At 63.1% G+C, this 12254-nt stretch carries 14 protein-coding genes, 1 tRNA gene and 1 pseudogene; 6 read left to right on the top strand and 10 right to left on the bottom strand.

The window, feature by feature from the left end:
* Window positions 1-360, bottom strand: a 360-nt coding sequence (locus tag QE494_RS03755; protein ID WP_300041566.1) for a methylmalonyl-CoA mutase family protein, incomplete at its 3' end; no start/stop codon positions are given.
* Window positions 361-546: 186 nt separating this feature from the next.
* On the opposite strand from QE494_RS03755, the gene QE494_RS03760 reads away from it, so the two are divergent.
* Complete coding sequence (locus tag QE494_RS03760; protein WP_300041567.1) at window positions 547-1182, top strand: GntR family transcriptional regulator; 636 nt, start codon at window positions 547-549, stop codon at window positions 1180-1182.
* 161 nt (window positions 1183-1343) lie between these two features.
* Window positions 1344-1937 (top strand): annotated as a pseudogene (locus QE494_RS03765) (malonic semialdehyde reductase).
* A 98-nt stretch (window positions 1938-2035) separates the two neighbouring features.
* On the opposite strand, the gene dusA reads toward QE494_RS03765, so the two are convergent.
* The 4 genes from dusA to phaC all read right to left on the bottom strand — a co-directional run bounded on the left by dusA (window position 2036) and on the right by phaC (window position 7069).
* Window positions 2036-3049 (bottom strand): tRNA dihydrouridine(20/20a) synthase DusA, encoded by a 1014-nt coding sequence (dusA, locus tag QE494_RS03770; RefSeq protein ID WP_300041568.1) that lies wholly within the window; start codon window positions 3047-3049, stop codon window positions 2036-2038.
* Window positions 3050-3214: 165 nt separating this feature from the next.
* Window positions 3215-3952, bottom strand: coding sequence for an acetoacetyl-CoA reductase (phbB, locus tag QE494_RS03775; protein ID WP_300041569.1), 738 nt, complete (start codon window positions 3950-3952; stop codon window positions 3215-3217).
* Window positions 3953-4048: 96 nt separating this feature from the next.
* Complete coding sequence (locus tag QE494_RS03780) at window positions 4049-5230, bottom strand: acetyl-CoA C-acetyltransferase (protein WP_300041570.1); 1182 nt, start codon at window positions 5228-5230, stop codon at window positions 4049-4051.
* A 111-nt stretch (window positions 5231-5341) separates the two neighbouring features.
* On the bottom strand, window positions 5342-7069 hold the full coding sequence (gene phaC / locus QE494_RS03785) for a class I poly(R)-hydroxyalkanoic acid synthase (RefSeq protein ID WP_300041571.1): 1728 nt from the start codon (window positions 7067-7069) through the stop codon (window positions 5342-5344).
* On the opposite strand from phaC, the gene QE494_RS03790 reads away from it, so the two are divergent.
* Window positions 7064-7522, top strand: coding sequence for a hypothetical protein (locus QE494_RS03790; protein ID WP_336619420.1), 459 nt, complete (start codon window positions 7064-7066; stop codon window positions 7520-7522). The two genes, phaC and QE494_RS03790, sit on opposite strands and share 6 nt — an antisense overlap.
* Here QE494_RS03790 and pgeF read toward each other — a convergent pair.
* Complete coding sequence (gene pgeF, locus QE494_RS03795; protein ID WP_300041572.1) at window positions 7454-8287, bottom strand: peptidoglycan editing factor PgeF; 834 nt, start codon at window positions 8285-8287, stop codon at window positions 7454-7456. The two genes, QE494_RS03790 and pgeF, sit on opposite strands and share 69 nt — an antisense overlap.
* Window positions 8288-8391: 104 nt before the next feature.
* On the opposite strand from pgeF, the gene QE494_RS03800 reads away from it, so the two are divergent.
* Both QE494_RS03800 and QE494_RS03805 read left to right on the top strand, forming a co-directional pair.
* Window positions 8392-9093 carry a fumarylacetoacetate hydrolase family protein gene (locus QE494_RS03800; RefSeq protein WP_300041573.1) on the top strand — a complete coding sequence of 234 codons (702 nt, stop codon included), beginning with the start codon at window positions 8392-8394 and terminating at the stop codon, window positions 9091-9093.
* Between the two features lie 40 nt (window positions 9094-9133).
* Window positions 9134-9676: an NUDIX hydrolase gene (locus QE494_RS03805; protein ID WP_300041574.1), complete on the top strand. Its 543-nt coding sequence runs from the start codon at window positions 9134-9136 to the stop codon at window positions 9674-9676.
* Between the two features lie 59 nt (window positions 9677-9735).
* Here QE494_RS03805 and QE494_RS03810 read toward each other — a convergent pair whose 3' ends face one another.
* Complete coding sequence (locus QE494_RS03810) at window positions 9736-10248, bottom strand: rhodanese-like domain-containing protein (RefSeq protein WP_336619421.1); 513 nt, start codon at window positions 10246-10248, stop codon at window positions 9736-9738.
* Window positions 10249-10276: 28 nt separating this feature from the next.
* Here QE494_RS03810 and QE494_RS03815 point away from each other — a divergent pair, with 28 nt between their 5' ends.
* Window positions 10277-10945 carry a bifunctional 2-polyprenyl-6-hydroxyphenol methylase/3-demethylubiquinol 3-O-methyltransferase UbiG gene (locus tag QE494_RS03815; RefSeq protein WP_300041575.1) on the top strand — a complete coding sequence of 223 codons (669 nt, stop codon included), beginning with the start codon at window positions 10277-10279 and terminating at the stop codon, window positions 10943-10945.
* A 141-nt stretch (window positions 10946-11086) separates the two neighbouring features.
* On the opposite strand, the gene QE494_RS03820 is transcribed toward QE494_RS03815, so the two are convergent.
* The 3 genes from QE494_RS03820 to QE494_RS03830 form a co-directional block, all read right to left on the bottom strand.
* Window positions 11087-11163 (bottom strand) — tRNA-Pro (locus tag QE494_RS03820).
* A 5-nt stretch (window positions 11164-11168) separates the two neighbouring features.
* Window positions 11169-11696, bottom strand: coding sequence for a MerR family transcriptional regulator (locus tag QE494_RS03825; protein WP_300041576.1), 528 nt, complete (start codon window positions 11694-11696; stop codon window positions 11169-11171).
* Window positions 11697-11885: 189 nt separating this feature from the next.
* Window positions 11886-12254 (bottom strand): integration host factor subunit alpha, encoded by a 369-nt coding sequence (locus tag QE494_RS03830; RefSeq protein ID WP_300041577.1) that lies wholly within the window; start codon window positions 12252-12254, stop codon window positions 11886-11888.

Genomic DNA, 12254 nt, shown 5'->3' on the forward strand with positions numbered 1-12254 from the left:
ATAGCCCCGGTGGGTGGCCAGGTCAAAGGCCACCGATACACCCTGCCCGCCGGCGGCCAGGGCCTTTCGGTAGAAGGCATTGGATTCTTCGGCGGTGGAAAAGCCCGCGTACTGGCGGATGGTCCAGGGTCGGACCGCATACATGGTGGCCTGGGGGCCGCGCAAGAAGGGCTCAAAGCCGGGCAGTGTGTCGGCGTGTGGCAGTCCCTGCAGGTCGGCGGCGGTGTAAAGCGGCTTGACGGTGATGCCGTCGGGCGTGACCCAGTCAAGCGCCTGCACGTCACCGCCAGGGGCGGACTTGGCGGCGGCCTTTTGCCAGGCGGCCAGGTCGGCCTTTTTGAATTCAGGGGATTGGCTCATTGTTTCTCCTCGGGTCGGCGGCTCCCGTCTTGACGTCCGGGCCCTAGGCGATTGTCCGCACCCGGGTTTTCCGGGGCTTACCGCCAGAGCCGCGAAGGTCCGGTGATGCCAGAGCCCGCCCAACAGCCAGAAGTGTACTCCATGATTCATAATTATGAAGTCAGAATCCGTGCTAGCATGATCCGCATGGCAGCTCTCACCCTCGCGCCCCGCGCCCTCTATGAAGAGGTCGCAGAGCTATTGCGCGAACGCATCTTCGCCCGCGACATGGAGCCCGGCGCCTGGATCGACGAGATCCGCATCGCCGAAGAACTGGGCATCAGCCGCACGCCGCTGCGGGAAGCACTCAAGGTGCTAGCCGCCGAAGGCCTTGTCACCATGAAGGTACGCCGAGGCGCCTATGTGACCGAGGTTTCCGAGCAGGACCTGCGGGAGGTCTATCACTTGCTCTCCCTCCTGGAGAGCGACGCCGCGGGCGAGGTGGCGCACCGCGCCAGCGACGAGGAGCTGCTGGAGCTGCAGGCCTTGCACGCCGAGCTGGAAGCTGCGATCGACGAGCGGGCACGCTTTTTCACCATCAACGAGCAGTTCCATATGCGCCTGCTCGAAATTGCGGGTAACCGCTGGCGCGACCAAGTGGTGGCCGACCTACGCAAGGTGATGAAGCTCAATCGCCAGGCGTCCCTGTTCAAGACAGGCCGGGTGCAGGAGTCACTGGCCGAGCACCGTGCCCTGATGGAGGCGCTGGTCCGTCGCGATGCGGCGCGGTGCGTGGCACGGATGCAGGCCCACTTCGCCAACGGTCTCGAGGCGGCGGGCTGAGGCCCGCCGTCCGACGATCGAGGCTCCCTGAGAAGGCGCGCGGCCGGTACCCCATGCCTCCTGCGGAGACGGCATCGGGTTTCAAAGACAATAGGGATTGGGCGCCAAGCGCCCCCTCATTGTTTCAACCACCCCGCCACCGCGCGGAAAAGCTGTAGGCCATGACCCAAGTATTGAACGACGCCGCCCTGGACCAAATCTTTCGCACGGCCCGCACCTTCAACAAATTCCAGGACAAGCCGGGTTCCGACGAGACCCTGCGCGCCCTCTACGAGCTGGCCAAGTGGGGCCCGACCTCGATGAACTGACAGCCGGCCCGTGTCGTCTTTGTACGTAGCGCCGAAGCCAAGGCCAAGCTCAAGCAGGCCTTGTCGCCCGGCAACGTGGACAAGACCATGGCCGCTCCAGTGACCGCCATCGTCGCCAGCGACAGCCAGTTCTTCGAGCACTTGCCAAGCCAGTTCCCTGCCCTCCCCCAGGCACGTGACATGTTCGCCGGCAACGCCACCCTGGCCAGCGACACAGCCTTTCGCAACAGCAGTCTGCAGGCAGCGTATCTGATGATCGCCGGTCGTGCCCTGGGCCTGGACTCGGGCGCCATGAGCGGCTTCAATCCGCAGGTGGTCAATAAGCAGTTCTTCGCCGACGGCCGCTACAAGGCCAACATGCTGATCAACTTCGGCTACGGCGAAGCCTCCGGCAACTGGCCGCGCGGCCCGCGCCTGGGCTTTGACGAGGTGGTGCGCATCGACTGATGGCGCGTCACGACTGCAGCGCGCTGGCGCACTGACGACAAGCAGGCCGGCTCGCCACAAGCAGCCGGCCTTGTCTTTTGCGGGACCCGAATCAAGCTTCAGGAAGCCAAAGTCGCTCCGCGCGCCAACGCCTCGCGCGCTTGACGCCAAACCTCACGGGGCGGCAATGGCTTGAGCTTGTGATTGCTCCAGACCTGCCGCCACAGCCGGCCGCCGCGTTGGCCATGATAGAGCCCGAGCATGTGACGGGCGATGGAGTACCAGGGGCAGCCATCTTCAGCCTGCGCCCGCTCCATGTAGGCGACCATGGCTTCCTCGACCGCCTCGCGGTCCAGGGTGGATGGCGCCTGCCCAAAAAAAGTAGCGTCCCAGGTGGTGAGCAGCCAGGGGTTGTAGTACGCCTCGCGACCGACCATCACCCCGTCCACCTGCTGCAGGTGGGCGGCGATGGCTTCGTTGTCCTTGATGCCACCGTTGACGGCGATGGTCAGCGCCGGGAAGTCCTGCTTGAGGCGGTAGGCCAGTTCGTAGCGAAGCGGCGGGATTTCACGGTTTTCCTTCGGGCTCAGGCCGTCGAGCCAAGCGTTGCGGGCATGAACAATGAAGACCGCGCAGCCTGCCTCGCTGACCGTGCCCACGAAGTCGCGCACAAACTCATAGCGTTCGATACGGTCGACGCCAATGCGGTGCTTGACAGTCACCGGGATGTCCACCGCGTCACGCATGGCCTTGACCCCATCAGCCACCAAGGCGGGCTCATTCATCAGGCAGGCGCCGAAGGCCCCGCGCTGAACACGGTCCGAGGGACAACCGCAATTGAGGTTGATCTCGTCGTAGCCCCACTCCTGGCCCAAGCGGGCAGACCCCGCAAGGTCCCTGGGGTCGCTGCCGCCCAGTTGCAGAGCCACCGGGTGTTCCTCGGCATTGAAACGCAGGTGACGCTGCACGTCACCATGCGTGAGCGCGCCAGTGGTCACCATCTCCGTGTAGAGAAGTGCATTCTTTGAGAGCAAGCGGTGGAAATAACGGCAGTGGCGGTCCGTCCAGTCCATCATGGGCGCAACGGACAGGCGCCAGCGGCGCGGATCCGGGCGGGTAACGAACGGAGTCATGGCCGAGGTAGTGAGTGGATTGATAGGCGATGCGTCGGGCACGGGAGTGACTGTACGCGCTCGGGCTCATCCGCCTTCAAGCCAGCCCGCGAAGGCCGGCGCCCATGAAAAAGCCCGTCCGAGTGGACGGGCCAGGGCGCGGGCAGGCGGCGAGGCGCGAGCCGATCAGCCCATATGCAGGCCACCGTTGACCGAGAAATCGGCTCCGGTGGAATAACCGCTCTCGGTACCGGCAATCCAGGCAATGATGGAAGCGATTTCCTCGGGCATGCCCAAGCGCTTGACGGGAATGGTGCCCACGATCTTGTCCAGCACATCTTCCCGAATCGCCTTGACCATGTCGGTGCCGATGTAGCCCGGGCTCACCGTGTTGACGGTGACGCCCTTGTTGGCCAGTTCCTGCGCCAGGGCCATGGTGAAGCCGTGCATGCCGGCCTTGGCTGCCGAGTAGTTGGTCTGGCCGGCCTGGCCCTTCTCGCCGTTGACTGAGCTGATGTTGATGATGCGACCCCAGCCCCGCTCGACCATGTCGCCCACGACCTGCTTGGTCACGTTGAACATGGAGTTGAGGTTGGTGTCGATGACTGCGTCCCAGTCGTCACGGCTCATCTTGAGGAACATGCGGTCCCGGGTGATGCCGGCGTTGTTCACCAACACGTCGATCGGGCCGTGCTCGGCTTTGGTCTTGCTGAAGGCCTCAACGGTGGAGTCCCAGTCGCCGACGTTGCCCACGGAGGCGTAGAAGGTGTAGCCCTTTTCCTTTTGCTCGCCGATCCATTTGGCAAAGTCACGGGTAGGGCCGCAGCCGGCAATGACCTTGAAGCCCTCCTTGTGCAGCCGCTGGCAGATTGCGGTGCCGATACCGCCCATGCCGCCGGTCACGTAGGCAATTTTCTGGCTCATCTCATTTCTCCTTGAAGTCTCTTGTCGTTCAGGTTTTTCAGGGACGCCGCAATCGTCGTGCTCGCTCGTTGCGATGGCCCTGTCGTGTAGCGCCGATCAGGCGCGCTCGACGGCAAGGGCAACCCCCATGCCGCCACCGATGCACAGCGCGGCCAAACCCTTGCGGGCCTGGCGTCGTTGCATTTCGTGAAGCAATGTGACCAGGATCCGGCAGCCTGAGGCGCCAATCGGGTGGCCGATGGCGATGGCACCGCCGTTCACATTGACCTTGGCTGGATCGATGCCCAGCTCTTTGTTCACCGCGCAGGCCTGGGCTGCGAAGGCTTCGTTCAGTTCGAACAGGTCGACATCCTGGGCGGTCCAACCTGCACGCTGCAAGGCCTTGCGGGAGGCGGGCACCGGGCCCATGCCCATGGTGGCAGGGTCCAGGCCCGAGGTGCCGAACGCGGCGATTCGCGCGAGCGGCGTCAGGCCCAGGGCTGCGGCCTTCTTTGCGCTCATCACCACCACCGCGGCGGCACCATCATTGATACCCGAGGCGTTGCCGGCGGTCACCGAGCCCGCCTTGTCGAAGGCCGGGCGCAGGCCAGACAGGGCCTCGGCACTGGTCTTCTTGTTGATGTACTCGTCGGCATCAAAGACAAGCGGGTCACCCTTTCGCTGAGGGATGGAGATACCGACGATTTCGTCCTTGAACCGGCCCGCATCCTGAGCGGCGGCGGCCTTTTGCTGGCTCGCCAACGCAAGCTGATCCTGCGCCTCACGAGAGATACCGTGAGCCTTGGCCACGTTCTCGGCAGTGATACCCATGTGGTACTGGTTGTAGACGTCCCACAGGCCGTCAACGATCATCGAATCGACCATTTTCCAGTCACCCATGCGCTGCCCGTCACGCGAGCCCATGAGGATGTGCGGCGACGCGCTCATGTTCTCTTGGCCGCCAGCCACCACGATCTCGCTGTCACCATAGGCAATGGCCTGAGCAGCCAGCATGACCGCCTTCAGGCCGGAGCCACAGACAGCGTTGATGGTCAGGCCAGGCACTTCCTGGGGGATACCCGCCTTCATGAGCGCTTGGCGCGCCGGGTTCTGGCCGCCGCCAGCGGCGAGCACCTGGCCCATGATGACCTCGCCCACCAAGGCAGGGGCGAGCTTGGCGCGGGCGATCACCTCGCGAATCACGGCCGCGCCCAGATCAGGGGCGGCGACTTTGGCGAGGGAGCCGCCGAACTTGCCGACGGCAGTGCGTGCCGCCGAAACGATAACGATGTCTTCCATGTCGATCTCCGTGGGGGGGGGTGGGGCCGACTCGCAGCAGGCCCCGGGGGTTCAAATCAGTTTGAATTCAACAATTCTCAGGCTCAAGCAATCCTTCAGGCCAAGCAATTCTCAGGCCTGCGCCTTGGCCTTGACGTAGCGTCCAGGTGCTGGCTCGATCACCTTGAACTTGCTGCGGCCGTAGGCGCGCGGTGCCGCCACCTGCTTGCCGCCATGGGGCTTGAGCCAGGCATACCAGTCGGGCCACCAGCTGCCGGCATGGTCCTCGGCGCCCTGTACCCACTCGGCATGGGTAGAGGGCAGTTGGTCGTTGGTCCAGTAAGAGCGCTTTCTGGCCGCAGGGGCGTTGATCACACCTGCAATGTGGCCTGAGGCGCCCATCACAAAGCGCTTTTTGCCGCCGATGTAGTTGACCGTCTCGTAGGCACCCTCGATCGGGACAATATGGTCCTCGCGGGAGCCATAGATATACGAGGGGATGCCGATCTTGCGCAGGTCGACTTTTTCACCGCAAACGCTGAGCTTGTTCGGCTTGACCAGGTTGTTCTCGAGATAGGTGTTGCGCAGGTACCAGGCGTACATCGGGCCAGGCAAATTGGTGGAGTCGCTGTTCCAGTAAAGCAGGTCAAAGGGCGGCGGAGTCTCACCCTTGAGGTAGTTGCCCACCACGTAGTTCCAGACCAGATCGTTGGGACGCAAAAAGCTGAAAGTCTGCGCGAGGTCCCTGCCCGCCATCAATCCGCCCTGCCCCATCTGCATCTCGCGGAACTTGACCATTCCCTCGTCAATGAAGACGTCCATCACACCGGTATGGCTGAAGTCGAGGAAGGCGGTGAGGAAAGTGGCCGAGTGCACCGGCTTTTGCTTGCGCGCAGCGAGCACCGCCAGCGCGGTGCCCAGGATGGTGCCGCCCACGCAAAAGCCCAGGGCATTGATGTCCTTGGCCTGGGTGATCTCGCGTACCGTTTCAATGGCCCGAATGGCACCGTCCTCGATGTAGTCGTCCCAAGTGGTCTGGGACATGGACTCATCGGCGCTACGCCAGCTCACGAGGAAGACGCGGTGGCCCTGGTCGACCAGGTGGCGCACAAAGGAGTTCTCCGGCTGAAGGTCCAGGATGTAGTACTTGTTGATGCAAGGCGGAATGAGCAGAAAGGGCCGCTCGAACACCTTGGCAGTGAGGGGCTTGTACTCAATGAGCTGGAACAGTGCGTTCTCGAAGACCACCGCGCCCTCGCTGGTGGCCATGTTGCGGCCCACTTCGAACACGCGCTCGTCGGTCATTGAAACATGGCCCTGCTGCATGTCGGCCAACAGGTTGTGCATCCCTTGGGCGATGCTCTCGCCCTGGGTGTCAATCGCCTTTTGTTGGGCCTCGGGATTGAGGGCCAGAAAATTGCTGGGGGCGCTTGCCGCGGCCCATTGTTCCACTGCGAAAAGCAGCCTCGCCTTGGTTTTCTCGTCGGCGTTCGAGGCCTCCACCAGGCCCATGAGCGTCCGGGTGTTGAGCAGGTAGACCGCAGCGGAGAACAAAGCCAGCGGGTGACGGCTCCAGGCCGCGCCAGAAAAGCGCTTATCTTTGACAGGGGCCGGGGCCTGCATGCCCTGGTTCCACAGCAGCGCGGCCTCGCGCAAATAGCCTTGCTGCAGTTCGACCAATTTGGCCGGCTCAAACTGCAAAGTCGGAATGCCGGCGGGGGCGTCGGGAGCCGCCCCTGCAAGACCGGGCGCTGAACCAGCGCCTAGCTGCTGGAAAGACTCCAGCGCCTTCATCCAGCCGGCGCCAAGGTTTTGCTGAAACTGCGTGGCGAGCTGTGCCCAATCCGCTTGAGAATGCATGCTGCTTCCTACCTGCTTGTTGTTTGGCGCGACATCCACCCGCCAGCGTTGAGCAGTATGCGGGTTTTACTTACACCAACCAAACTCTGGGGCCGTTCTTTGAAGCGTGCCAGGGCGGGCCCGCCATTTTTCAATTTGATATTCATGTACCTGATTGCCATCGGCTGGATTTACGTGACGCTGTTAATGGCGATCGCGGAGGCCACGAATACTAATGGATCTATTCTGGGAGCGGTCATCACCTTCCTGCTGTATGGCGTCGGACCAACGGCACTGCTGATGTACATCTTGGGCACCCCCGGTCGAAGGCGAGCGCGCCGCGCCCGCGAACAGGCTGAGTCAGATCCTCCAGCCGAGCAATCCGATACGGGTGCGCCAGCCCCCTCAAGCCAGCCAGATGCTGGTAGCCAAGCGGCCGCTGACCCGATCGCGCCGGTGCGAGAAGAAAAGTGAAGCATTGGCGACGGTGCACCAAGCTGGGCTGCCATCGTTGCCATAAATCTGCGTGATGCCCAAGGCCGCGAGACGATCACGTGCCAGGCCGGGTAGATCGGCCAGCCATTTGGGCACTGCCGGACCGGACATCACCTCCGCACTTGCCGGCAGAGACTGAAACCGCGCCTCGCACGCCGGGTGAGCGCGCTCGAATGCCTGCTTCACGTCAGCGCCGACCTCAAAAGCCTGGGGTCCGATGCTGGGCCCGAGCCAGGCCAGGGTGTGCTCTGGATCGAAATGCGCGGCCAGGGCCTCGAGCACGCCCTGCCCCTGGCGGGAGGACAGACCTGAAAGCCCGCGCCAGCCGGCATGGGCGGCACCGATCCGTGCGTGAGCGCCGCCCCGCGCATCACAGAGCAAAACCGGCAGGCAATCAGCCACCATCATCGTGCAGGCTTGGCCTGGCCGTGTGGTGTAGCAGGCGTCACCCTCGGCACCGTTGGCGGTCGGTCCGTCCAGGCACAGGACACTCGTGCCGTGGACCTGCTGCATAAAGACGGGCCGGACCTGCAGGCGGTCAGCCCACAGCGCCCGGTTGCGGATCACCGCCTTGGGGTCGTCGCCGACATGCTCCCCCAAGTTGAGGCTGTTCCAGGGGGAGGCAGAAACACCCCCCAAGCGTGTGCTGCATAGGGCGTGCACCTCAGGCGGGGCTGGCCATTGCGGAACGAGGATCCCCTGGAGGTACCCCCCAGGAACCAGGTGGGTCTCAGGCGAGTGCATGGCCAGATGCAAGGTGCCGGGTATCGATTCGCATGGACGGAGGATAAAGGCATCCGCACTCTCCCCGAGGAGGAGACGCCAAGGCTTGGGTTATCTTCTCAGGCATGAGCTTTCTGTTCACCCCCCCAGCCGTCACACACCTTCCCATCGTCGGCCGCGATCAGCGCTTTCCGGTACGCCGCGTTTTCTGCGTCGGGCGCAACTACGCTGAGCACGCCAAGGAAATGGGCTTCTCCGGCCGCGAAGCCCCTTTCTTCTTCATGAAACCCGCAGATGCCCTGCTGGTGGTTGAGGCCGGCCAGACGGGCCGCATGGCCTACCCTGGACTCACCCGCGACCTGCACCACGAGATCGAACTGGTGGTGGCCATCGGCACCGGCGGCACGAACATCCCGGCCCAGGATGCAATGCGCCATGTGTTCGGCTATGCGGTCGGCCTAGACATGACTCGGCGCGATCTGCAAAACGACATGAAAAAACAGGGGCGCCCCTGGGAGATCGGCAAGGCCTTCGAGCAGTCCGGCCCCATCGGCCCGATCACCCCGGTAGCCGAAGCTGGCGATATTGGCGGGGCTGCCATCTGGCTCCAGGTCAATGGTCAAGACCGCCAACGCAGCGATGTCAGTCACCTGATCTGGAGCATTGCCGAAACGATTGAGCACATCTCAAGTGCCTGGACCCTGGCCCCCGGCGACCTGATCTTCTCCGGCACGCCTGAGGGCGTGGCAGCGGTGCAGACCGGTGACACCCTCGAAGGCGGCGTCACCGGACTGGCACCGCTGAAGGTGGCGATCGCCGCACGCTGAGCCCCGCGTGCGAGAGCGACCCGACACGTACACTGCCCCTATGCAAAGCCCGATCAAGCACTGCCGAGACTGCGGAACCCCAGTCGCTTACCGCCTGCCGGACGACGGCGACACCCGCGAGCGCGCAGTCTGCCCTGCCTGCAACACCGTCCACTATCAGAACCCCTTGAACGTGGTGGGGACCGTTCCGTATTGGGGGGATCGGGTGCTGCTATGCAAACGCAACATCGAGCCGCGCTGGGGCAAATGGACGTTGCCCGCCGGCTTCATGGAACTCGGCGAGAGTGTGGCCCAGGGCGCCGCGCGGGAGACCGTGGAGGAAGCTGGCGCCGAGTTCGAGATGGAGGAATTGCTTTCCATCCTCAGCGTGCCGCGTGTGGGTCAGGTCCATCTCTTCTTCCGGGCACGCCTCTTGTCCGAGCGATTCGATCCGGGCCCGGAGACGATCGAGGCACGGTTATTCGCCGAACACGAAATACCCTGGGAAGAAATTGCCTTCCGCACCGTGCGCGAGACGCTCGAGCGCTACTTCTCTGACCGAAAAAGCGGTCGCTTCGGCCTTCACACGCTCGACATCCACTGAAAGAACGCGCCCGCTACGCGCGGCCCCCCGCGCAGCGTAGCGGGCCGAAACCGAGTGGCTCAACCTCTCTCGATGGGGCGCCCCAGGGCCACGGCGACGGCGCCCGTTGACCCACCGTTGCTCACCTGGGTGTAGCCCTCCTTCTGCAGCCAGGCGCATGCTGCGCCGGAGCGTGCACCCGAGACACAGTACAGGACCAGCGGGGCCGACTTGTCCGGAGCCACTTGGGCAATGCCCTCCGTGAAACGGTCTAGCGGCAGGTTGACCGAGCCCTGCACATACCCGGAGGCATATTCACCCTCCGAGCGCACGTCGATCAAGATGGGGTCGCTCATATCGAGTCCTTTCTTCAGCAAACGGACGCGAGGTCCATCCCGTGAAGCATAGCCTCCATCCTGCACCCGCAGCGCTGCAAAATTTGCACCGGATTCGCGCCCACTCGCCACTGGAGTCCGCAGGGCAGCCATCAAGCTGCAGAAGATTGGCAGCTTGACCAGGACATCCAAGGCCCAGCGCAGGGGACAGCCCATCACGGCAAGCGACTGCCGGTGATCTTGCATGACAATGCCCATGCCATTTTTCAACGATGCACTTCAACCCATGACCGCTCAAAACCCAGCCCGCCATACCCCCGCCTTCGGGCCCGGCATCGACCCCCTGACCCAATGGAACAAGCGCTATGGCGGAGAGCATTACCACTTTGGCGAAGCGCCCAATCACTACCTCTCCCTGCAAGGCACGCACCTTCGCCCCGGCACGGCGCTGGCCCTGTGTGATGGTGAAGGGCGCAATGGTGTTTGGCTTGCCCAGCAGGGCCTCAGGGTCGAGGCGTTTGATCTTTCGCCAGTCGGCATCGAGAAGGCGCACCGGCTCGCTGCCTCACGCAATGTGACCCTGGAATGTCATTGCTGCACCTGGCAGGACTTCCGCTGGCAGGACGCGGCCTACGACAACGTGGTCGGCATCTTCTTCCAGTTCGCCGACCCGCTAGAACGCGCGCAATTGTTCGCACATATCGACCGCAGCCTCAAACCAGGCGGCACGCTCGTGATCCAAGGCTACGGAATAGAACAGCTTCGCTTCAATACGGGCGGGCCGGGCAAACTGGAACACCTCTATGACGAGGCTTTGCTGCGCGAGGCTTTCCCGGCCTACGAAATCCTGGACCTGCGCACCTATGAACAGGAAGTCCTGGAGGGCCCAGGACACAGCGGAAGCTCTGCCCTCGTGGGATTGGTGGCACGCAAGCCAGCTGGCACGAAGGCCTGAGGCCCGCGGAACCCCTTGCTTCACTGTGGACCACGAACCGAGCCGAGATCTGTGACGTGATCTGTGAAGTGATGCGAAGGATCTAGCGAGACCCATGAAAATGGGCCACGACCCTTGCGGATCGTGGCCCATTTCTTATGGTGGTCGGCGTGGCGGGATTCGAACTCGCGACCCCTTGCACCCCATGCAAGTGCGCTACCAGGCTGCGCTACACGCCGAAGCGTCAAATTATAGCGCGGGAATCCCGCGCGACTTCGGAGCGGTCGAGTGTCGCGGACAAAAGATCGCGAATCTCAAAGAGCTCGCGCCGCACCTGGTGAATACGTCGCGACCAGGCATCATCCGAGGTGGCAGACTCGGCGCCTACCTGGATCGCCTCGTGAGAAAGCTGGATTTCGGGCAACGGCGAGGTGGGGACAGGCGCCCCCTCCTGGCGAAGCGGTTCAGCCTCCTGCGGCTGGACATCACCCAAGCGGCGCTGATCACGCTCGGTCTGGACGATCTCTTGGAGCTTGTTGCGCGCACCGGTGATGGTGAAACCCTGGTCATAGAGCAGGTCACGGATGCGCCGGATCATCAGCACCTCGTGGTGCTGGTAGTAGCGCCTGTTTCCGCGTCGCTTCATCGGTCGCAGCTGGGTGAACTCTTGCTCCCAATAACGCAGTACATGCGGCTTGACGCCGCATAGCTCGCTGACCTCACCGATGGTGAAGTAACGCTTGGCAGGAATGCTGGGAAGCATCGGGTCCATGTGAGACCGCGACAGAGGGCGCGGTGAAATTCGGGCGGTGGCTCAGAAAAAAACGCCGTCGAATTCGGCGCGGGGGAGCAGAGATTACATGAACTCGGCGACAGTAAAAAGCCCATCGCACCACTTGCCCCACGCGATGCGGAAAAAGTCTGTCCGCTGCTGTGAACCCCGGTATGCGACTGTACGAAATTAAGCCGCGCTCGGGTCCTGGATCGATTCCTTGAGCTTGTGGCTTGCGTGAAAGGTCACCACACGGCGCGCTTCGATTGGGATGAGTTCGCCTGTCCGGGGGTTGCGGCCGGGACGGGCCGCTTTGGTACGGATCTGGAAATTGCCAAAGCCTGAAATTTTCACATCCTGACCCTCGACGAGACTGGCGCAAACCAGGTCGAAAAAGGCATCGACCATGTCCTTGGATTCACGCTTATTGAGGCCAATCTGCTCGAACAGGAGCTGAGCGAACTGGGCCTTGGTCAGCGCCGGGGTCTCCAGGCTCATTTCAGAGAACTCGATGGAGTCACTCTTCCCGTCGGAAACTTTGGGAATCTGTGCGGTCAT

The organism is Ramlibacter sp. (assembly GCF_029866045.1).
Lineage (GTDB): Bacteria > Pseudomonadota > Gammaproteobacteria > Burkholderiales > Burkholderiaceae_C > Ramlibacter.